The organism is Chlamydia suis (genome assembly GCF_900169085.1).
In the GTDB taxonomy this organism is placed as follows: domain Bacteria; phylum Chlamydiota; class Chlamydiia; order Chlamydiales; family Chlamydiaceae; genus Chlamydia; species Chlamydia suis.
In genome coordinates this window covers 738096-759162 of record NZ_LT821323.1, presented here as the reverse complement: position 1 = coordinate 759162, position 21067 = coordinate 738096, and the positions used below count along the sequence as shown (strand labels likewise).

Sequence of the window (21067 nt, the reverse complement as noted above, 5' to 3'; positions counted from 1 at the left end):
TCTTTATTTAGTCCCATATAGAAGAGATCTGTTTTATTTTATGTTTCTTACCTTGGAATAACACAGTTTCTCCAACCGTCTTTCCAACCATTTCTTGTGCAAGCTTGGATTTTGAAGATAAAATTTTAGCTTCTGGGTTAGCATCCCAAGGACCTAATATCGTGTAACAGACCTCTTCTCCTTGGTCGTTTTCTAAAACTACTTTACAACCGACACCAACAGAATCTGTAAAAACAGCATCTTTTGTTAAAATTTTTGCCCGATTGATTTCCTCTGACAACACCCGAATCTCTTCTTGAAGTCTGGCTCGTCTTTCCAAAGCAAATTTGTACTCAGAGTTTTCTCTCAAATCACCTAATGCTCGTGCGTCTTCTATCTCTTTAGCATTCTCTACCATCTCTTTTCCAACTAGAGATTGTAGTTTATTTTTCATACGCGTGAAACTGTCTGAAGTTGTCCAAAGAATATTTTCTTCTTCTTCTGGAGTCCCTCGTTTAAGAGCCGGTTGCACAACTTCTGCTAAACTTCTCAAAACTCCAAGGTCTCCTTGTGAGAATTGTGGGCATTTAGAAGACAACAAAATAAATTCCTTAAGATACTCTATAGAAGCGTTTTCTATAATTTGACGAACCGCAAGAAACCGTTGTCCAACCAAGAATGCGTAGAGTTTTTTCCCAAGCTCTTTTTGGGAGGTGGTTGCTACTTTATGCATGAGCTCTAAAGCGCTTGCAAGCATTTGTCTTTGGATCTCTTTTCTCTCAGATTCTGCAAAAAGACCGTCTTCCCCAGCAACCACACGCAAAAACAGCCAAACAAAGAGTTCTGGATAAAGCAAAGGTTGCTCGATTACAGCATAAATTTTGTCTAAGATGTTTTTTCGAGCCTCTTTATCTGAATTCAAAACCTTAAAGACCAGCTCACGCAGAATAGATGCGCTTGTTGTTAAAAAGATTTTTGTATACACAGACTCCCAAACTGGAGAACAAGAGTGTATTAAAGAGAGGAAGCTCTTCTGTAATGCGAGAATTTCAATGTGTTTGACAATATCAAACAGCTGGTCCTCGGAAAGTTTAGCAATATTTTCACATTCTAACTCAGAAGTCTTTTCTCCAAGAAATTCTGACAACAACATAGCTCTCTGCATGAGTAGAGCAGAATCTGCAGGTAAATCCAAAGACTTCAACTCGTTAATCACTAACTGGCGGTTAGCTTCATCCTTGAGTTCGCTTCCTAGATCTCTCACAAAAGTATAGCAAGAAGCGATCTTCTTGTTTGCATCGGCGCTTCCCGATAAAGACGCCTGTAATTGAGAAACAAAAGAGAACCCTTTAGGATCAAAAACGTAAAGATCTTTAGAAGATGCTGGAGCTAGAATCCGAGAATCCTTTTTCATCTTGATTTTAGCTGACTGCCACCACCGGCTCCAGTCTTCTTCTGGAATAACAAGTTCTACTAACTCATTACGGATCTCTTTAGCATTTTTAGGCCCTAAGTCTTTCAACAGACACTCTATGACAGCTACAGGATCTTTCTTTGCAAAAGCTTCAAAAGCATCTGGATCCCCAAAACGCCTTGCTAAAAAATGATCTTTTTTTAGAGGAGTTATCATGCGGAAAGCTGTCTCAAAGGAAATGTCTTTTGCAGTAAGCACTCCCTCAAACTCCACCAGGACTTTTTGCTGAAGAAAGGAGACACCCATAATCTCTCCAACTCCCCAGCCTCCCTGATGGAAAACAAAGTTCCCTTCACAAAGATGCATAAGCAGAGCAAAACGTCCTAAACAGTGAGCAAAAGAAATCCCATCCCTTAACCCAACTATCCGCAAAGCTTCTTTGTAATTCTCAGAGCCTTCGTATTTTTTTACTTGTTGAAGAGCTAGTTCCAACAAGCGCTTGCTGTTAGTGGTTTGGACATCAAAGACTAGCGAAAGTACTTTATCCTTCTCTTCACCTTCTGGAAGTTGCTCCCACAAAGGAATTACACTTTCTGCAATTTTTCCAAAAGCTGGCGCTATAGTCGAGTTCTTGATTTTTTCCAGTAAGACTATTAACTCGTCTCCCTTAACAATGTCATTAAAGCAATACTCTTCCCACAAACTAAAAAAATCCGAAGGATGCTTTTCCATTAAGGACTGCAGCTTTTCTAGATAATCCACGACGGCTCCCCTTTTTAGTCCGGAAATATACGCCGAACAACAAAAAAGAGCAATATTACGCCACAAAAAACAAGAAAAATTTTATTATTAAATAAAAGATCGAGATTTTTGTTATGAAAAATAATTCTGCTCAAAAAATTATAGATTCTATAAAACAAATTCTCTCTATTTATAAAATAGACTTTGATCCTTCCTTTGGAGCCTCTCTTACCGATGATAACGATCTAGACTATCAGATGCTTATCGAAAAAACTCAGGAAAAAATCCAAGAGCTCGACAAACGCTCTCAAGAAATTCTCCAACAAACAGGCATGACTCGCGAGCAAATGGAAGTGTTTGCTAACAATCCTGATAACTTTTCTCCAGAAGAGTGGAGAGCGCTGGAAACCATTCGTTCTTCCTGCAATGAATACAAAAAGGAAGCAGAAGAATTAATCAAAGAGGTAACCAATGATATCGGCCATACCTCAGAAAAAAAACCGGCTCCTAAAACGACGAATTCTCTGTCTTCGAAAAAAAATAAGAAAAAAAATTGGATTCCCTTATAAAAACTTCTATAATCCCGAGACATGAAGATCGTTGTTTCTCGCGGATTAGATTTGTCTTTAAAGGGCGCTCCAAAGGAGTCTGGTTTTTGCGGAAAGGTGGACCCTTTAGTAGTTTCCGTGGACCTAAGGCCTTTTGCGCCCCTTCCACTAGGGGTAAAAGTTTCTCCTGAAGACCACGTGACAGCAGGAACTCCTTTAGCAGAGTATAAGACTTTTCCAGGAGTTTTTATTACCTCCCCTGTTGATGGGGAGATTCTTGAAATCCGTAGAGGGCACAAAAGGTCTCTTCTGGATATCGTGATTAGAAAGAAACCCGGGAGCTCTCAGTCTAAATTTTCTTATGATCTCCAAGCTTTATCCCGAGAAGAACTATTAGAAGTTTTTAAGAAAGAGGGTCTTTTTGCCCTCTTTAAACAAAGACCTTTTGATATTCCTGCGCTTCCCTCCCATTCTCCTAGAGATGTTTTCATCAACCTAGCAGATAATCGTCCTTTCACCCCGTCTGTAGAAAAGCATCTAAGTCTATTTTCTTCTAAAGAAGACGGTTACTACATTTTTGTCGTGGGAGTTCAGGCAATAGCCAAACTGTTCGGGTTAAAACCGCATATTATTGCTACAGACAAGCTCAGTTTACCCTCTCAAGATTTAGTATCTATAGCCCACTTACACACGGTAAAAGGTCCTTTCCCTTCGGGATCTCCTTCAACACATATTCACCACATTGCCCGTATCAAAAACGACAAAGATATTGTCTTTACAATTAGCTTCCAAGAAGTTCTCTCCATCGGGCACCTATTCTTAAAAGGATTTGTTTTAGGACAACAAATTGTTGCCCTAGCCGGATCTGCTCTTCCTCCTTCTCAACGGAAGTACCTGATTACCGCAAAGGGCGCTAGTTTCAAAGATCTTCTTTCAGAAGAGATTATCTCTTCCCAGGACATAAGCTTAATTGCTGGTGATCCGCTTACAGGAAGATTATGTAGTAAAGAAGAGAATCCTTGTTTAGGTTTTCGAGACCATACCATAACACTTCTTCCTAACCCTAAAGTTCGGGAATCCTTATCTTTCTTACGTTTAGGATGGAATAAACATACAGTTACTCGAACCTATCTTTCAGGATTTTTCAAAAGGAAACGCGTATTCATGGACATGGATACGAATTTACACGGAGAAAAACGCCCGATCATAGATGCTGAGATCTACGATCGAGTCTCTGCGCTTCCTATTCCTGTAGCACTTCTTATCAAAGCTTTGGAAACTCAAAATTTTGAAGAAGCGTCTCGTTTGGGTCTCCTAGAGATCGCTCCAGAAGATTTTGCTCTACCCACATTTATAGATCCTTCTAAGACAGAAATGTTTGCTATTGTTAAAGAATCTCTTCTTCGTTATGCAAAGGAGAACGTTTTACCAAACGTTTAATATTTTCTAGCTAGTTCTTCAAAGAACGCCTTCATAAAAAGGAAGCGTGTCTCGCGCCAACCATTCTAAAACCCATGGAGTCGCATAACTAATTATAGACGTGGCTCCTGCTCGTTTAATGGCTACCAAAGATTCCATGATCACGTCTTCTTTATTCAACCATCCATGAAGACTTGCTGCCATAATCATTGAAAATTCCCCACTAACTTGGTAGGCAATCACTGGAAGATGCGTGCTTTCCCTAGCTTTAACAATAACATCTAGATAAAAGCCCGCAGGTTTTATCATCACCATATCTGCTCCTTCTTCTTCATCCGACAAACATTCCAACAAAGCTTCTCGAACGTTTGCTGGATCCATTTGATATTGCCGTTTATCCCCAGACTGAGGATGTGAAGAAAGAGCATTTCGAAAAGGTCCGTATAGAGCAGATGCATATTTTGCACTGTAGGATAGAATTCCTGTGTTGACAAACCCCATCTGATCCATTTTTTCGCGAATATGACGAACTCTACCATCCATCATATCACTTGGAGCAACAATATCTACTCCCATCTCTGCATGCAACACAGCAATTTCTCCATACACAAGAACACTTTCATCATTTAGAACTTCGTTATTATGAAAAATTCCATCATGACCACTTGTCGTGAAAGGATCTAAAGCTATATCGCTGATAACACACAGATGGGGAAAAGATTTTTTGATTTCCTGAATCCCTTTACAAACAATGTTGTATGGGTGAGAGGCATAAGATCCAAATTGATCTTTTCTTTTCGCATCTATGACAGGAAAAAGAATCACCGCTTTTAGTCCTATAAGGCAGAGCCTTTCCAATTCCTTAGCTAAAACGTCCAAGCTCCAACGATATACTCCTGGCATACCCTCAATTTCCTCTCGAATACCTGAGCCATCTTTGAGAAAAATAGGCCAAATTAAGTCGCTAGAAACGATATTGGTTTCTCTAACTATCGCTCGAACAGAAGCACTTTTACGATTTCTGCGTAGGCGTTTGAGTAGGGGAAGTCTCATCATAAAATTGCACTCTTATCAAAAACTTCCACACCCCTAGAAGAAAATACTTAGAGATATTTATTAGTCTCTTCTTCTTTAGGGGGTGTGGGAATTGTTTATAACTTTGTTTTTTCGAGAGAAAAAGCTGTGAAAAAAGTGTTCATAACTCTGTTTGCAGCTTGTTCAAACTGTTCAGAACAGAAAGTTATGCCTATTTATGAACAGGTGGTCAACAAATTTTTCAACAAGCTTTTTTGCTGAAAAACTTTGTGTGTTTTGTTATGTGTGATAGGCTGATCCGCTTTATGGGAGTTTTCTTATGTTGAGCAAAGAAGGAGATTTTTCGGAGGAACAAAGAGCCCGTTTGTCGCATTTTGTGACAAATTTGGATTCCCCGATATTTGCTTTAAAAAATCTTCCTGAAGTCGTTAAAGGTGCTTTATTTTCTAAATATTCCAGATCTACTTTGGGGTTGCGCGCTCTTCTTTTAAAAGAATTTTTAGATGGAGAGGGCGGAGATTTTCTCGATAATGACCAACAAGATTGTGAGTTAGGGATTCAAAAAGCCGCAGATTTTTATCGTCGTGTATTGGACAACTTTGGCGATGACTCTGTTGGTGAGTTAGGAGGAGCTCATCTCGCCTTGGAACAAGTATCTATGCTTGCTGCGAAAGTTTTAGAGGATGCTCGCATAGGAGGGTCTCCTCTAGAAAAGTCTTCTAGATACGTTTATTTTGATCAAAAGGTTAATGGGGAGTTTTTATACTATAGAGACCCTATTTTGATGACCTCGGCCTTTAAAGACGTCTTTTTGGATACCTGTGATTTTCTATTCAATACGTATTCGGAGCTCATCCCACAGGTTCGCGCGTATTTTGAGAAAATATACCCAAAAGATCCTGAGGTTTCTCAGTCCGCGTATACAGTTTCTTTACGAGCAAAAGTTTTGGACTGTTTAAGAGGTTTATTGCCAGCTGCTACCCTTACCAATCTGGGTTTTTTTGGTAATGGTCGATTCTGGCAAAATTTATTACATCGTTTACAGGACAACAACCTGGTTGAAGTGCGGAATATTGGGGAGAAGTCTTTAACGGAGTTGATGAAAATCATCCCATCCTTTGTGAGTCGTGCAGAGACTCATCACTATCATCATCAGGCTATGGTGGATTATCGTCGGGCTCTAAGAGAACAGCTCCAAAGTTTTGCAAAACGCTATGGAGAAGAAAGAGAACCTTCTTTAGAGACGGGAGTAAGATTGGTTTACGGGGATCCGGATGGTTTATACAAGATCGCGGCGGCCTCTCTGTTTCCATATTCTGAACATACGTATGCCGAGCTACTGGATATTTGTCGCAAAATCCCTAACGAGGATCTGATGCGCATTTTAGAAGCAGGAGCCTCTTTCCGAGAAAATCGCCGACATAAATCCCCCAGAGGTTTGGAGTGCGCTGAATTTGCTTTCGATATTACAGCGGATTTCGGGGCTTATCGGGATTTGCAAAGACATCGTATCTTAACTCAAGAGAGACAACTCTTAACGACTAAGCTAGGGTATACCGTTCCTCAGCAGCTGATAGGCACTCCGATGGAGGCTCCATTTAGGGCTGCTATGGAAAAAGCCGACCAGGCTTACCGGTTAATAGCAGAAGAGTTTCCTGAAGAAGCTCAATATGTTGTTCCTTTGGCGTATAACATTCGTTGGCTTTTCCATATTAACGCAAGAGGTTTGCAATGGCTTTGCGAGTTGCGCTCTCAGCCACAAGGACACGAGAGTTACAGACAAATCGCCATAAATATGGCAAAGGAAGTGATTCAGTTTCATCCAGCGTACGAGCTATTCTTTAAGTTTGTCGATTACTCAGAAACTGATTTAGGAAGATTGAAACAAGAGTCTCGGAGGAAAGATTAAATAAAATTCTGGATGAGAGGATTTGAACCTCCGCCCCCTTGCACCCCATGCAAGTGCGCTACCAGGCTGCGCTACATCCAGAAAAGGATAAAAAGCTGGGTGTTAACCACTCACAGTTTTACAATAATGATTTTCGGAGTCAAGCTATTTAGCTATAAAGAATAAAAAACTCTAAAAGGATCTGTTATAAACAGGTAATCCCTTCGAACTGGAATTCACATTTCTGAAATTCTCGAATACCAATGAGGGCGCAACGCTCGATAATGGTTTCTAAAGAATCTCCTGCCGAGACGTCTGCTGCATCGATATCCACCGCGATAGAAGCGGTAAAAGAAGCCCCGCCACGTTCCCCTTTAACTTGAAAATTAACAAAAATCCCTTGCTTGGTTTTAGAGATGTTTTTGAATCTAACGATGTTGTTATCAATTAATGTTTTCATTGTCTCACAAATTTTTAGATCGTGGAGGAGTAACTGTTTATTGCAAAAGCAGTGTAATCGAAACTTGAAAAAAAGTCTGAAGATATCGGCTTTTTTTGGGGGTTGGCAAAAATTATTTTTATTGTATTAGGTAATCTAATAATTAAATGGGTTTGTTTATATGGCTGGGCCTAAACATGTGCTACTGGTCAGTGAGAATTGGGATTTATTTTTTCACACAAAAGAATTACTTAATCCTGAAGAATATCGGTGCACAATCGGTCAGCAATACAAACAAGATGCGTCCGCAGACTTAATTGTTTGCGAATATTCATTACTTCCTAAACAGATTCTTGCTCCTAAATTCTTGGAAGAAAGTTTTGTTTTAGTTTTGTTAGATTTTTTTGACGAAGAGATCTGTATCGATCTTTTAGAGCGGGGTTTTTGGTTTTTAACTCGGCCCATCACGCCTAGAATCTTAAAAGCGGCTATAGGCGCTTTTTTTTCTCAAGGTTCTTTACAATCTGTTCCAGAAAGTATTCGCTTTGGTCCAAACGTATTCCATGTTCTGAAACTGGTGGTAGAAACTCCTGGAGGAACTATTCATCTAACACCCTCTGAATCTGGCATTTTGAAAAGGCTTTTACTGAACAAAGGTCATCTTTGTTTGCGCAAGCATCTTCTTGAGGAAATCAAAAATCACGCTAAAGCAATTGTGGCGAGAAATGTAGATGTACACATAGCCTCTTTAAGGAAAAAGCTAGGCGTCTACGGAAATAGAATTGTCACAGTGCGTGGTGTTGGGTATTTGTTTTCTGATGATGAGAATAAAAATCTTGCACAGTAAGATACAAAGCTTTCTTAAAACAACTAGGGGTGCTTAAATACCTGCCTAAGCTTATAGCAGGAGCTGAGTATGGTTTTAGCAGCCTCGTTTTTTTCCCCGGAAGATTTTCTCTATCCAGAGATTGTGAGTCAGGCGGAATTTGTTTGGTCTATTCTAACTCTCTTAGAAAAAAAACTCTCTTCACATACCTTTTCTGGGATTTTGGGACATCTTGAGTCCGGTGTGTATTTAAAAAATGCAGAGACTATTGAGATCCAAGAAGGAGCTTATGTAGAGTCTGGGGCATATATTTGCGGGCCATGCATTATCGGACCTTACACACAGGTTCGTCATGGTGCGTATATTCGAGGCGGTGTAATAACAGGAGCTCACAGTGTGGTTGGACATTGTTCTGAGATCAAAAATAGCTATTTAGGGCACCATGTTAAGGCGGCTCACTTTGCTTATGTAGGGGATTCTGTTCTTGGGGCTCGGGTGAATTTAGGAGCTGGAGTTCGTTGCGCAAACTTTCGATTGGATGGAAAAACCGTTTTCTTCCGTTATTCTGGCGAGCGATATGATACACAAAGAAAAAAATTAGGAGCTTTTCTAGGCCGAGGAGTAAGTGTTGGGTGTAATACCGTGCTTAATCCCGGATGTTCTGTAGTTAGCACAACAAAAATTCTTCCTAATCAAACGGTTGATTAGGAAGAAGATTGGTTGGGTAGACTTTGATAAAAAAAGTAGGCGGTTGCTCTAAAATGGATGATTTTAATGATTATCGATCGAAGGTGGAAAACAAGCTCCGCGATTCTTTAGAGGATTTTGGAAATGCTCAACAGGGATTACGGAGACCCATAGAGTATGCTCTTTTGAGTGGAGGGAAGCGTGTGCGTCCTTTGCTCGTTTGTCTGTTTGCAGATGGCCTCCAAAAGGGACGAGAAGTTTTGGATACAGCCATCGCTGTGGAATATATCCACACTTCCACGTTAATAGCAGATGATCTGCCTTGCATGGATAATGATGACATGCGTAGAGGAAAGCCGGCTGTGCATAAGGCTTTTGATGAAGCTTCTGCTCTCCTTGCTTCGTATGCGCTGATTCCTGCTGCTTATGCAAGGATCCGAAAAAATGCAAAGATTTTGAAAGAGAGGGTTTCTGTTCAACAAGAGGTAGAGGATGCTTATGAGGACATTTTAGAGCTAATTGAACAGCGCTTTGGTGTTGGAGGGATTTTAGGGGGACAATATGAAGACGTCTTCTTTCAGGATTTCACGCAAGAGAGTGTTTTAGGTATTATCAAGAAGAAAACCGGGGCTCTTTTTGAAATAGCTTGTGTAGCTGGATGGTTATTTGGAGGCGGAGCACGAGAATGCGCCTCTTTGGTCTCTGCCTTTGCAGAACATTTTGGGATTCTTTTTCAAATACGAGATGATCTTGCTGATTTGCATCAAGATGATCAGGAAGAAAAAAAACTGAATTATGCTCTTCTTTTTGGAGAGCAAGCTGCGAAAGATTTACTTGATAAAGCTTTTGAGCAGTGTATTAAAAATCTTTGTTTGCTGAAGGATGAGGGGCTAAAACTCGTGAAGCCCTTAGAAGGGTTGTGCCAGCGTGTTTTTTATAAAAGAAATAAATAACAGTTGTGCTAACTTGCATCTAGAAGACTTTGGAAGAGGCGTCCCAAAAAGGACGCCTCTCTTTTTTTAGTCTTGTTGAGAAGATTTTACCGTCGCGCAACAGCATTGCTCAATAGTTGGGCATAAATGCTTTCTTCGGAAAGGTTTGTTTCCTCTTTCTGCAGAAAATACTCGAATACGAGGTGCTTGAGAGCATTCTGTTGAACAACATCCTTTATGCGTTGTGATGCAAGATTCACAGCAAAGGAACAGATTATTGCAGTCCGTATTTGCACAATTGTAATACGTGTCAGATTCTATATTACAAAGAGAACAGCGTGAAATGGGAGTAACATCAGGGTCTGCTTCGTCGATAGGTACGGCCATGCGATCGTCAAACACGAATAGCTTGCCTTTCCACTTCCCGGTACCCATTTTTAGACCATAGGCAATAACACCGCCATCCAATTGATACACTTCTTTGAAGCCTTTTTCCAAAAGAAGCGCGGAGTAGAGTTCACAACGAATTCCTCCAGTGCAATACATCATTATCGGGGTATTTGCAGGATCGTGTTCTTGAGCAAGGCGGTCTGCATAAGCAGGGAACTCTCGGAACGTCTCAATATCTGGAAGAACAGCATTTTCAAAATGGCCAATTTTCCACTCATAGTTGTTTCGAACATCTAAAACTAAACAACGATTCTCTTGAAGTTTTGCATGCCACTCCTCGGGAGAAATGTGTTTTCCCTGCTTGCTGGTATCAACAGAGCATCCCAAAGCAACCAACTCTTTGCGATATTTTACAGTAACCCTAGGAAAAACATTTTCTTTAACGTGGTGAATTTTAAATTTTACGTTCGCAAAATCTGGGCGTTGCTTTAGCCATGCCATGTAGCGCTCTGCATCTGGCTGATAACCGCTAAACTGACCGTTAATGCCTTCTTCAGAGATATAAATTCGGCAAGAAACATCCATGTTCTTGAATAATTGCTTATGCAAAGCAATTTCTTCATGAGGATTGCTTACAGAGCCAAAGTAATAATACGCTAAAGCATAATAATTCTTTTCCATGAAGATATCCTGTATGCTGAAAACCTGCCCTACGACTGAAACCAGAAGCTTAAAGTCTATTCAAGCAACTTTTTTAGGGTCGAGAGAGAGTATACGAGATAAAAAGAAAAGATCAAAGAGTTTTGATGAAGAAATAAAAAGAAATCTTTTCTAGAATTTTCTAAACAAAAAGCAAGATTAATCGACTTGTTTTTTGAGGGTTTTTAAATAAGAAGTATTTTTTAGGGATAGGAATCTAGGAATTCGATTGTAGAAAATTGGAAATAGAACTAGAATGCTCTTTTGTATTTTGTCAAGCGCGGGTAACTCGCGTTCAACAACGTCTCCCAGAAAAAAATAGCGAGGCGATGTTTTTTAAGGAATAAAACAAGGACTGAACATGGCGAGATATTGTGGCCCTAAAAACAGAATTGCGAGACGTTTTGGAGCTAACATCTTTGGGAGAGGTCGGAACCCTTTGCTGAGAAAACCCAATCCTCCGGGTCAGCACGGCATGCAGAGAAAAAAGAAATCTGACTATGGTCTACAGTTAGAGGAAAAGCAAAAGTTAAAAGCTTGCTATGGGATGATCTTAGAAAAGCAGTTAGTCAAGGCTTACAAAGAGGTTGTAAACAAGCAAGGGAATGTTGCACAACTCTTTTTGGAAAAATTTGAATGTCGCTTGGATAACATTGTTTACCGCTTAGGTTTTGCTAAGACTATTTTTGCTGCTCAGCAGTTGGTCTCTCACGGACACGTTCTGGTGAATGGAAAGAAAGTGGACAGACGTTCTTTCTTTGTTCGCCCCGGTATGCAGATCTCTTTGAAAGAAAAATCCAAACGATTAGCTATAGTTACAGAGTCTTTGGAAAACAAAGATCAGAGTTCTCTTCCAGCCTATTTGTCGCTTGATAAAGCAGCTTGCAAAGGGGAGTTGGTTGTGGCTCCAGAACTGGATCAGATAGCTTCTCAGCTTCCTTTGCCAGTGAACGTTTCTGTTATCTGCGAGTTTTTATCTCACAGAACATAGTCAGTCGCTGGACTAGTTGTAAAGCTTTCAAAGCCCCGATTTTCGGGGCTTTTTTTTGCTTACGCGAAACTAGAATTTTTAACTCTTAACGTGTGCTCGCTTTTTGTAAAAAACGGATCTCTTTTGTCCATAAGTCTGGGCCTCCAGGAGTTTCCAAGTATTTAGGAAGCTTGCGTGTGCGCTCATCGCGCATGAGAAAGCAAAAACTTTCTGATCCTATGCAGCCTTCTCCAATGGGAGCGTGACGGTCCTTATTCTTTCCAAGATCAAAAACAGAGTCGTTCAAGTGAAGCGCTCGTAAAAAAGAAAGACCAATAACCTCATCAAAATGTTTTAGGACTTGTTCCCAACCTTCTGGAGAAGAAATGTCGTACCCAGCAGCGAAAATATGGCAAGTATCTAAACAAACGCCCACAGGTATGTGTGCTTTCAATCCCTGGATCAGATAAGCAAGTTCTTCAAAAGAGCTTCCTATCAAGGAGCCTTGGCCTGCTGTGGTCTCAAGAAGAACAACAAGAGGGGGATCTGTTTCGAAAAGGGGAGCTAGTTGTGAGAAGCTGGTAATTGCTCGGTCCAGGCAGCTCTCTTTCTCTTTCGAAAGAGCCGCTCCAGGGTGAAAGTTAACAAAAGAAATACCTAGAGCGATGCAATCGACGATTTCTTGATGCATGCAAATACGAGTTTTTTCCAGTATCTCAGGGTTGGGGGCCCCAGGATTATTCAAATAGCCGGCATGACTCATTATGTACGATAAAGAAGTCTCTTCTAGGGCTATTCTGAATTGCTCTACCATATTCTGCGTTAAAGAACGTCGTTTCCATTGACGTTGGTTGGCAGTAAATAGCTGAACGGTCGTTGCGCCGATGTCTCGCCCCTCATAAAGAGCGTTATGGAGTCCTCCGGAAGCAGACGTGTGGGCTCCTAATAAAGGTTCTTGGGGAGGAGGAAGGATGAACATAACCAGGCTCTATCTAATCATTCATGATAGAAGATTGCCAGAGGCTTTTGATTAAAGAAACTATAAATAGCGAGAATAGCGGAAGTTATTGCATTATCAGAAAAATGTGATTAGCCGTATTTCGGTAAATAGAGCTGAAAATGCTCAAAATGAAAAGAAAGAGGAGAAGGATGAGAAAAGACGATGAAGGGTCGCTAGTGCGCTCGTTGTTTAATTTGTTGTCCGGAACATTTTTTAGCCGTCTTACTGGGATGTTGCGCGAGATTGTTATGGCTACCTATTTCGGCGCAGATCCCCTAGTGGCTTCTTTTTGGTTGGCTTTTCGGACCATCTTTTTTTTACGAAAACTTTTAGGGGGGCCTATTCTCGGGCTCGCTTTTATTCCGCATTTTGAGTTTCTACGTGCGCAGGATATTTCTAGAGCAACTTTTTTCTTTAGAAGCTTTTCTAAATTCTTTTGTTACAGCGCCATAATATTTACTTTAGTTATAGAATTAGGGCTTGGCGTCTGGTGTTCTTGCGTTACTGGAAGTTTATTCGATACGTTACTTTTAACGATTATTCTGCTTCCGTCAGGAATTTTTCTGATGATGTATACCGTGAATTCCACGTTGTTGCATTGTGAAAAGAAGTTTTTGAGCGTGGGATTAGCTCCTTCTGTTGTTAATGTACTGTGGATAGGAACCGTATTTTTAGCGAGAAATTATGATCCGCGCAATCGTATTTTTGGATTGGCGGTGGTTCTTGTTGTGGGCTTTGTTCTAGAGTGGGCGGTAACGCTTCCTGGGGTCATGAAGTTTTTAGGGCAAAGTAGGGAAACTCCAAAAGAGCGCGATAGTATTCGTGCATTAATTGCTCCGCTTTCTCTCGGGTTATTATCGATGGGGATTTTCCAGTTGAATTTGCTGTGTGATATGTGGCTTGCAAGATACCTCAATGAGGTTGGCCCCTTATATCTCATGTATTCTGTCCGTATACAGCAGCTGCCTGTTCATTTATTTGGGCTCGGGGTATTTACGGTCCTTCTTCCCGCGATTTCTCGTTGTGTTCAAGATAATGAACATCAACAAGGATATGCTCTTTTGCGGTTTTCCTTGAAGCTTACGGTAGCTGTGATGTTAGTGATGACTATGGGGTTGTTGTTGCTAGCTTTACCTGGGGTGCGCGTGCTTTATGAGCATGGAGTTTTCCCGACCACAGCTGTGCATGCCATTGTAGAAGTGCTTCGGGGATATAGTGGGAGTATTATCCCTATGGCTTTAGCTCCCCTTGTTTCTGCCCTGTTCTATGCTAGACGCAATTATAAAGTGCCCATGCTTGTAGGCATTGCTGCTGCCGTTGCGAACATGATTCTCAACATAGTTGGATGTTTTGTTTGCAAACATGTTGCTGTTTTAGCTTATGCGACCTCTGTAGCCTCTTGGAGCCAATTGGCTATTTTATGGTATTATGCAGGAAAGAGCTTGCCTATTTACAAGGGATTAATGTGGAAGACTTTTAAAGAGAGTGGAAAAACAGTTGTAACAACGATTCTTGCCGCGTTTATTACGATTGGAATTAATATTTTGACTAACACTACATACGTAGTGTTCATCCACCCCCTGGCAAATCCAGCAAAACCTTTAGAGTCTTTCTTAGATCAGTGTGAAGTGTTTTTTGCTGAATCAGCTCTTTTCTTAGCTGTCCTATTTGGGCTGGCAAAGGTTCTGAGAGCGGAAGATCTTCTGAATCTCACATCCTTCCAATATTGGAAAGGGCATCAGTCTATCCTAAGAAACTAGCTGTTACTAGTCTCTTAGGACTTCTTTTTCCTTTAAGAATAGAACTGTATTTTTAGAAAAAATCCGTCCTAAGCTATAGTGTTTGGACTGGTTACGATCCTGCTTGTGTAAGTAAGAGAATTGTAACCATTTGCGAAACTATCAAGCGTCCCAGGAAAAGAGAATACTGAGAGCATTTCTCAACAACATACAAACTATGGGTCGGTTGTACGAGATGTCAAATTATGCTAAGGACATTATGAAAAAATACTTTTATAAAGGGTTTGTAGGCGCATTGTTATTGGCTTGTGGAGTAGCGGGAGAAGCGTCTACTCTAGTCAATTCCATGGATAGCCGGCTATGGTCTATTGAAGATTTAGATGCTTATTTGAATTCCAGAGGGTTTGTGGAAACTCGCAAACGCGATGGGGTTTTGCGTTTAGCAGGAGATGTTCGTGCTCGATGGATCTATGCAAAAGAAGATCTAGAACAAAAACAAACTCTTGCCAAACCAACGCTACCAATCAATCGCTATCGTAGTGAATTCAATCTATATGTAGATTACACGGCAGCCAATAGTTGGATGACGTCGAAAATGAACTGGGTGACCATTGCTGGCGGGGAATCTTCTGCTGCAGGTCTAGATATTAATAGAGCTTTCCTAGGATACCGATTCTATAAAAACCCAGAAACACAAGCTGAAGTGTTTGCAGAAATCGGCCGTTCTGGATTAGGAGACATTTTTGATTCCGATGTACAGTTTAGTAGTAATTTCGATGGGATTCATTTGTATGCTGCACGGCGTATTAGCGAAAGCCTTCCTTACACACTGATTGTTCACGGAGGTCCTTTCGTCGTGAATATGGCGGAGAAAGAATATGCTTGGGTTGTGGAAACTGTGTTGAATAAGCTTCCAGGCAACTTCGTTGTGAAAACAAGTGTTATTGATTGGAATACATTAACAGCAAAAACGAACGATCCTGCCGATGCAAGTACCGCTCAGCCAGCTCCTAAACCAGATACGAAGTATGATTATTTAGTCTGGCAGTGGTTAGTAGGAAAAAGTACTGCGATGCCATGGTTTAATGGACAAACAAAAAATCTTTACACGTATGGTGCCTATCTCTTTAATCCTTTAGCTGAAATTCCAGAGAATTGGAAACAAGCGGTTAAACCAGCGACGAAAGTTGCATCCGGTAAGGAGAATCATGCTTGGTTTGTGGGATGCACTCTTGGAGGTGTCCGACGGGCAGGAGATTGGTCTGCGACGGTTCGTTATGAGTATGTTGAGGCTTTAGCTATTCCTGAAATTGATGTTTCTGGAATCGGTCGAGGAAATCAAATGAAGTTCTGGTTTGCGCAAGCTATTAAGCAAGGCTTAGATCCTAAAGAGGCTAACGGCTTTACAAACTACAAAGGGGTAGCTTACCAATTTGTTATGGGGCTTACAGACTCTGTTTCTTTCCGAGCCTATGCAGCGTATTCTAAACCAGCCAATAACAACCTAGGTAGTGAGTTTACCTATCGAAAATATGATCTGGGATTAATTTCTTCGTTCTAAGTTTTTAAAGAACAAGAGTTTAAAAGCCTATGCCGATGATTTCCGGTATAGGCTTTTTTTATGGCTATTTATTTATAATAAAAGAAGAAAAGTTTTGTTTTTTTGTTTTTTTATTATGGAATCCGGGCCAGAATCAGTTTCTTCTAATAATCAGAGCTCAGTAAGTTCGTTTATTAGTGCGCAAGGGGCCTCTGTTTCAGAGACCAAAGCGTCAACAAAAACCCAAGAAACCAACGCCGCCAAGTCGTCTGTAAGCCGATGGAATTTCTTGGCCTCAGCGAAGAGCGCTTTAGTATCTCTTCGTGATGCTATTGCGGATAAACTTTCCGGATTGACCGGGTCCGCCTCAAAGCTTGAGGCTTCGGCTCCCACTACGACGGTTAACTCTCCAAACACCTATGACGATGCTAAGAGAAACTTTGATCAAGCAAAGAGCGGGCTAGAGAGCGCTACTACGCTTGCGGGTTATGAAACAAATATGGCTAATTTAACTACCGCTCTCCAAGATATGGAGCGGTTAGTAGGTTCAGATCAGTCTCATCGAGCAGAAATTGATGCCATCAAGCAGGATCTCCAAGCGAACCAAGAAGTTATTAATAAACTCAATCAATTAGTTACGATTAAAAATCAGAACCAGACACTGATCGACGCTCTGAAAACAACAGATTCTCCGGATCAGCTTCCCGCTATTAATAGCCAATTGGAGATCAATAAAAACGTAGCAGAAGGCGTTATTAAAGATCTTAAAGCGCAAAACTTGACTAATCCTAATTATACTGCGGTGCTTACTGACGCGGAAAGCGTTATTACAGACTCTTCTGAAAAAGGGAGGAAACTCGCCACTGCTTTGCAAACAATTGCGGATGCTGGGAACCAAAGCCAAGCCGCAGTTCTTCAGGCTCAGCAAAATAATAGTCCCGATAATATTGCTGCTAGCCAACAGATTATTAATGAATCTAAAGCAAAAATTGATCAGTTAAAACAAGACAATCAGGAGATTGCCACATCGCCCATTGTGGTTAAGGCAGAAGCTCAAGTAACGCAAGCAGGGAAAGATATTCAGACTATTAAACCGAGTGGTTCTGATATTCCGATTGTTGGGCCGAGCGGATCGTCCGCTTCTGCCGGTAGTGCTGCTGGAGCTTTGAAAACTTCCAATACTTCAGGAAGAGTTTCTTTGCTGCTCGATGACGTGGATAATGAGACGGCATCGATTGCTATGCAGGGATTCCGATCAATGATCGAACAGTTTAATGTAAACAACCCTGCAACGGCTAAAGAACTGCAAGCGATGAGCAATCAATTGGAAACTATGTCAGAACAAATAGCCGGTGCAGAGGGAGGGCTTCCTGCAGAAATACAAGCTATCAAAGAGGCTCTTGCTCAAGCTTTGAAACAGCCGGCAGCAGACGGTCTTGCTACAGCTTTAGGGCAAGTGGCTTTTGCTGCTGCCAAAGTTGGAGGAGGTTCTGCTGGAACAGCTGGAACTATTCAAACAAATGTAAAGCGGCTTTACAATGCGGCTTTTGCTTCCCCATCTTCCGGCTCCTATGCTTCGGTTCTTTCTGAGGGATACGCTGCTTACAAAAGCTTAAACTCTCTGTATTCGGAAAGTAGAAGTGGAGTGCAGTCCGCTATCAATCAGACTGCGAATCCTGCGCTTTCAAGAACCGTCTCTCGTTCTGGCATAGAAAGCCAGGGACGCAGTACAGATACGAGTCGTAGAGCAGCAGAAGCTATCGTAAGAGATAGTAGAACTCTTGGTGATGTGTATAGTCGCTTACAAGTTTTGGATTCGTTGATGGGCGCGGTGGCAAGCAATCCTCAGGCGAATCAGGAAGAGATCATGCAGAAACTCACAGCGTCGATCTCTAAAGCTCCACAATTTGGCTATCCTGCAGTTCAAAATTCTTCAGATAGTTTACAGAAGTTCGCTGCACAACTGGAAAAAGAGTTTGTGGATGGGGAGCAAAATCTGGCAGAGGCAAGGGAAAATGCCTTTAGAAAACAACCGGCCTTCATTCAGCAAGTTTTAGTGAACATCGCTTCGTTATTCTCCGGCTATCTTTCCTAACGTATAGAAATAGGATCTGTTTTTAGGGGCCAAAAAAATTCTTTTTTTTGGCTCTTTTTTTTTCTTTTAGGAGCGTTGTTTACAGAAGCCTTTTAAGTAATAAGTTCTTATTACAAAAAAAGTCCCCGCGATTTTTTCTCTTCTGAGAGAAAGTTGTAAAAAAAATATTGTTGGGATAGGTTCGCGACAAAAGAAACTGTAGAGTTTAGAGAGCTGGCGATGACCCGTATTAATCACACACAAGGCCCCTCAACGGATTATAATAAAACTCTTGAGGCTATAGCAAAAAATTGTGCTCAACAAGACTCTGCGATTGTTTCCCAGGTAACTCAATATGAGCAGCTCAAAATGGATCAGGAAGCGCTTAAGGCGCTTCTTGTTTCTTTTGATCAAAAGGCGAACCAGCAATATCGTGATCTTATTCAACGCTTGGAACAATTTGAGTTAGAAAGACAGACTGTGCCATTCCCAGAAAGCTCTGTTATCCAGGAGCAGCCAAAGGCTTCTATGCAGTCAGAGAATCAGGTTATTGCACAGGCTGTGGTACATGGAGATTCTGGTGTACCGATTTTTACCGGTATTCGTCAGAGTTGGGCTGTGCGGATGGTTGTGGGGATACGAGAGCTTCTCGATCAAATTTTGATAAAGGAAGCGCTTTTTACAGAAGAAGAGCGGGGAGATCTTCTTGCTATTCGTTTGGATGCCGCAGCTCTTCAAGATAAACAAGAGCAGTTATCGGCAGAGGATGTGCGTGCATTGCTATCCCTCTCTAAAGATGTAATGAAGGTTTTGCAAAAAGCTTCTTTGACTAGTACTCAGAAATTGGAATGGTTTCAATTTCTGTCGCAGCTTTTTGGAACAGAAGAGGATTTAGCGCAGTCCTTTGCTCGGGTGCGATTGGATAACTTTCATATAATTTTAACGACAATTAAAGAGCTTTTAACGGAAGAAACTTTTGGTATTTTTCAAGATGTTGATGCTGAGATCTCTTCTATCAAACGCTCTAGTGAAGATTTTCTTAGCCAGGAACATCTAGAAGCCATTGCGAGGGTAGGTGGCCATCTTTCTTCTAAAATTGTAGAGTCAGACCTGAAGGCCAGTTATAAGGTAGACCTGTGTCAGCGGATAGCTTCTATGTATCAAGAGCAAGTAGATGCGGTTCAAGCATATCAAGATCTTGAGCAAGAAGCCTTATTGGTAAATTCCTGGCAACACAATCACTTTATACAGGTAATTTCTTTAGTTGCTTCGCTTTTGCAGGTTTTATCTCCGACGAGTGAAGAGGAGCGTATTTTATTGAATCCTGCGATGATGGTAACTCTTTTACCTACTGTGCGATCCATTGGTTTTCGCTTTAGTTCTTTAACGGCAGATCAGCAACAGATGATCAATACCGCAGTAGCATCTCTACAGCACCAGCAGGTAGATGAGTATCTAGGGGTTTTATGGGCACACCTCATCCTCATCAATTGTCAGAATCCAGAAACCGGATTATTGGAGGGGGTAGAAGAGAGTTTTGCAGAAGCATTAAGTGGACTCAGTCAAACGTTTGTTCTTACTGCTAAAATGCAGGAGATTTTGCAGACTTGTGCTCAACATGGGCAGGTAACACTAACCAATGGCGAAACGTACAGACTATTTCTTTACAATGATAGAGGAGAGGCCGTTTGCGATGAGATGGTGTTAGGGGATAGTTTTCACAGAGTGTTGGAAACAATGTTGACAGTGGCGCTCTCTCAGGCAGAAGTATTTAAGCAAGAAAGAGAGGGGTTCCTTCTTACAGCCGATTCCGAAAAAAGCGTGCTTCATAAACGAGTAGTTCAAGGAGAGCTTAAAAGTCAGTTTTTGACCAACTTGCAAGCCGATTTAAATGCTGGGAAAACAGTAGCACAAACTAAGGGAGTAGAAGCTTCTCCCCTTCCCTCTGCTGTAGCTTCTGTATTGATAGATCACTATATGCCTAAAGAGGTGGGCTTTTTAGAAGCCGTTTCCGCCAAGTTATATTACGGAAACAAAGGGTCCTCTATTGGAAATACGATTTTAGAGGCTATTAGTGCTTATGTGAATTCTGCTACACACTTCGGCTTTGCTAACTATATTGGGCAACCTCCGGCAGCGGGAAAAACTGGGCCAAATATTTTCGCGGGATCTGTGGATGGAGCGAAAGAGAAGCTGGAAGAAGAAAAAAAACAGGTAGATGAGTTTTTGAAAATTACAACTGATGCTAAAGCCGTAGTTGCCGATCAACAGAATCTGGTTACTGCGGATACTCGTCTATCAGAAGAGCAAAAAACAAAACTTAAGGACGAGCTTACACGATATACGGATATTTTAACTGCGATTTCGACGGCCCTCACATCATTAAAAACGCATCTAGAGCCATTAAAAGTGGTGGCTGTTAATGGTGTTGCTGGAGTTTTCGAAGTGAAAAACGGTATAGATGGACAAGATAAGACAAATTGGCGGTTAGTCTTACAGACTTTAGAAGACACAGTCGTTTCTGGAAAAGTGGGAGATGCTGTAAATATCGGAATGTTTCAGATGCAAGCTCTTGTACATTCTAATCAACAAGCTTATGCCGATATGGGGCAGAATTTTCAGTTAGAGCTACAAATGCATCTCACCTCCATGCAGCAGGAGTGGATGGTTGTGGCAACCTCTCTTCAGCTGTTGAATCAAATTTATTTAGGCTTAGCGCGTAATTTGGCTCGGTAGTGTTACAGCAG

General features: G+C 41.2%; 16 protein-coding genes and 1 tRNA gene. 11 read left to right on the top strand and 6 right to left on the bottom strand.

Going from position 1 to position 21067, the window contains the following annotated elements; genetic code table 11:
- Positions 1-7: 7 nt before the first annotated feature.
- Positions 8-2155 carry a GreA/GreB family elongation factor gene (locus B6E89_RS03455; RefSeq protein ID WP_080133148.1) on the bottom strand — a complete coding sequence of 716 codons (2148 nt, stop codon included), beginning with the start codon at positions 2153-2155 and terminating at the stop codon, positions 8-10.
- A gap of 113 nt (positions 2156-2268) precedes the next feature.
- On the opposite strand from B6E89_RS03455, the gene B6E89_RS03450 reads away from it, so the two are divergent.
- The gene (locus B6E89_RS03450; protein ID WP_035407226.1) at positions 2269-2703 is read left to right on the top strand and encodes a hypothetical protein; all 435 of its coding nucleotides are present in this window, start codon (positions 2269-2271) and stop codon (positions 2701-2703) included.
- Between the two features lie 21 nt (positions 2704-2724).
- Positions 2725-4122, top strand: a complete 1398-nt coding sequence (locus B6E89_RS03445; protein ID WP_080133147.1) for a Na(+)-translocating NADH-quinone reductase subunit A — start codon at positions 2725-2727, stop codon at positions 4120-4122.
- A gap of 18 nt (positions 4123-4140) precedes the next feature.
- Here the strand turns inward: B6E89_RS03445 and hemB are convergent, their stop codons facing one another.
- A complete protein-coding gene (gene hemB, locus B6E89_RS03440; RefSeq protein WP_080123166.1) occupies positions 4141-5157 on the bottom strand; it encodes a porphobilinogen synthase in 1017 nt (338 codons plus the stop codon).
- A gap of 298 nt (positions 5158-5455) precedes the next feature.
- Here hemB and B6E89_RS03435 point away from each other — a divergent pair, with 298 nt between their 5' ends.
- Complete coding sequence (locus B6E89_RS03435; protein ID WP_035407217.1) at positions 5456-7045, top strand: FAD-dependent thymidylate synthase; 1590 nt, start codon at positions 5456-5458, stop codon at positions 7043-7045.
- A 7-nt stretch (positions 7046-7052) separates the two neighbouring features.
- Here the strand turns inward: B6E89_RS03435 and B6E89_RS03430 are convergent.
- Positions 7053-7126, bottom strand: a tRNA-Pro gene (locus B6E89_RS03430).
- Positions 7127-7229: 103 nt separating this feature from the next.
- On the bottom strand, positions 7230-7484 hold the full coding sequence (locus B6E89_RS03425) for a hypothetical protein (protein WP_035407215.1): 255 nt from the start codon (positions 7482-7484) through the stop codon (positions 7230-7232).
- A 160-nt stretch (positions 7485-7644) separates the two neighbouring features.
- Here B6E89_RS03425 and chxR point away from each other — a divergent pair, with 160 nt between their 5' ends.
- The 3 genes from chxR (at position 7645) to B6E89_RS03410 (ending at position 9929) form a co-directional block, all read left to right on the top strand.
- Positions 7645-8310: a two component system response regulator ChxR gene (gene chxR / locus B6E89_RS03420; protein ID WP_035407213.1), complete on the top strand. Its 666-nt coding sequence runs from the start codon at positions 7645-7647 to the stop codon at positions 8308-8310.
- Between the two features lie 69 nt (positions 8311-8379).
- The gene (locus B6E89_RS03415) at positions 8380-8997 is read left to right on the top strand and encodes an LbetaH domain-containing protein (RefSeq protein WP_035407211.1); all 618 of its coding nucleotides are present in this window, start codon (positions 8380-8382) and stop codon (positions 8995-8997) included.
- 53 nt (positions 8998-9050) lie between these two features.
- Complete coding sequence (locus B6E89_RS03410) at positions 9051-9929, top strand: polyprenyl synthetase family protein (RefSeq protein ID WP_080126747.1); 879 nt, start codon at positions 9051-9053, stop codon at positions 9927-9929.
- 66 nt (positions 9930-9995) lie between these two features.
- Here B6E89_RS03410 and trhO read toward each other — a convergent pair whose 3' ends face one another.
- The gene (trhO, locus tag B6E89_RS03405; protein WP_080129487.1) at positions 9996-10979 is read right to left on the bottom strand and encodes an oxygen-dependent tRNA uridine(34) hydroxylase TrhO; all 984 of its coding nucleotides are present in this window, start codon (positions 10977-10979) and stop codon (positions 9996-9998) included.
- 379 nt (positions 10980-11358) lie between these two features.
- On the opposite strand from trhO, the gene rpsD reads away from it, so the two are divergent.
- Positions 11359-11988 carry a 30S ribosomal protein S4 gene (gene rpsD / locus B6E89_RS03400; protein ID WP_035407204.1) on the top strand — a complete coding sequence of 210 codons (630 nt, stop codon included), beginning with the start codon at positions 11359-11361 and terminating at the stop codon, positions 11986-11988.
- Positions 11989-12073: 85 nt separating this feature from the next.
- Here the strand turns inward: rpsD and B6E89_RS03395 are convergent, their stop codons facing one another.
- Positions 12074-12946 carry a deoxyribonuclease IV gene (locus B6E89_RS03395; RefSeq protein WP_080133146.1) on the bottom strand — a complete coding sequence of 291 codons (873 nt, stop codon included), beginning with the start codon at positions 12944-12946 and terminating at the stop codon, positions 12074-12076.
- Positions 12947-13116: 170 nt separating this feature from the next.
- Between B6E89_RS03395 and B6E89_RS03390 the strand changes: the two genes are divergently transcribed.
- From B6E89_RS03390 to B6E89_RS03375, 4 genes are all read left to right on the top strand, one after another.
- Complete coding sequence (locus B6E89_RS03390) at positions 13117-14727, top strand: lipid II flippase MurJ (protein WP_080133145.1); 1611 nt, start codon at positions 13117-13119, stop codon at positions 14725-14727.
- A gap of 238 nt (positions 14728-14965) precedes the next feature.
- The gene (locus B6E89_RS03385; protein WP_080133144.1) at positions 14966-16267 is read left to right on the top strand and encodes a hypothetical protein; all 1302 of its coding nucleotides are present in this window, start codon (positions 14966-14968) and stop codon (positions 16265-16267) included.
- A 115-nt stretch (positions 16268-16382) separates the two neighbouring features.
- Entirely contained in the window at positions 16383-18341 is a 1959-nt protein-coding gene (locus tag B6E89_RS03380; RefSeq protein ID WP_080133143.1) for a hypothetical protein, read from the top strand.
- Between the two features lie 219 nt (positions 18342-18560).
- Positions 18561-21056 (top strand): CT620/CT621 family type III secretion system effector, encoded by a 2496-nt coding sequence (locus B6E89_RS03375; RefSeq protein ID WP_080133142.1) that lies wholly within the window; start codon positions 18561-18563, stop codon positions 21054-21056.
- Positions 21057-21067: the final 11 nt, after the last annotated feature.

Coding starts and splice junctions, on each gene's coding strand:
- B6E89_RS03450 (WP_035407226.1), top strand. CDS start 2,269: ATGAAAAATAATTCTGCTCAAAAAATTATAGATTCTATAAAACAAATT.
- B6E89_RS03445 (WP_080133147.1), top strand. CDS start 2,725: ATGAAGATCGTTGTTTCTCGCGGATTAGATTTGTCTTTAAAGGGCGCT.
- hemB (WP_080123166.1), bottom strand. CDS start 5,157: ATGATGAGACTTCCCCTACTCAAACGCCTACGCAGAAATCGTAAAAGT.
- B6E89_RS03435 (WP_035407217.1), top strand. CDS start 5,456: ATGTTGAGCAAAGAAGGAGATTTTTCGGAGGAACAAAGAGCCCGTTTG.
- B6E89_RS03425 (WP_035407215.1), bottom strand. CDS start 7,484: ATGAAAACATTAATTGATAACAACATCGTTAGATTCAAAAACATCTCT.
- chxR (WP_035407213.1), top strand. CDS start 7,645: ATGGCTGGGCCTAAACATGTGCTACTGGTCAGTGAGAATTGGGATTTA.
- B6E89_RS03415 (WP_035407211.1), top strand. CDS start 8,380: ATGGTTTTAGCAGCCTCGTTTTTTTCCCCGGAAGATTTTCTCTATCCA.
- B6E89_RS03410 (WP_080126747.1), top strand. CDS start 9,051: ATGGATGATTTTAATGATTATCGATCGAAGGTGGAAAACAAGCTCCGC.
- trhO (WP_080129487.1), bottom strand. CDS start 10,979: ATGGAAAAGAATTATTATGCTTTAGCGTATTATTACTTTGGCTCTGTA.
- rpsD (WP_035407204.1), top strand. CDS start 11,359: ATGGCGAGATATTGTGGCCCTAAAAACAGAATTGCGAGACGTTTTGGA.
- B6E89_RS03395 (WP_080133146.1), bottom strand. CDS start 12,946: ATGTTCATCCTTCCTCCTCCCCAAGAACCTTTATTAGGAGCCCACACG.
- B6E89_RS03390 (WP_080133145.1), top strand. CDS start 13,117: ATGAGAAAAGACGATGAAGGGTCGCTAGTGCGCTCGTTGTTTAATTTG.
- B6E89_RS03385 (WP_080133144.1), top strand. CDS start 14,966: ATGAAAAAATACTTTTATAAAGGGTTTGTAGGCGCATTGTTATTGGCT.
- B6E89_RS03380 (WP_080133143.1), top strand. CDS start 16,383: ATGGAATCCGGGCCAGAATCAGTTTCTTCTAATAATCAGAGCTCAGTA.
- B6E89_RS03375 (WP_080133142.1), top strand. CDS start 18,561: ATGACCCGTATTAATCACACACAAGGCCCCTCAACGGATTATAATAAA.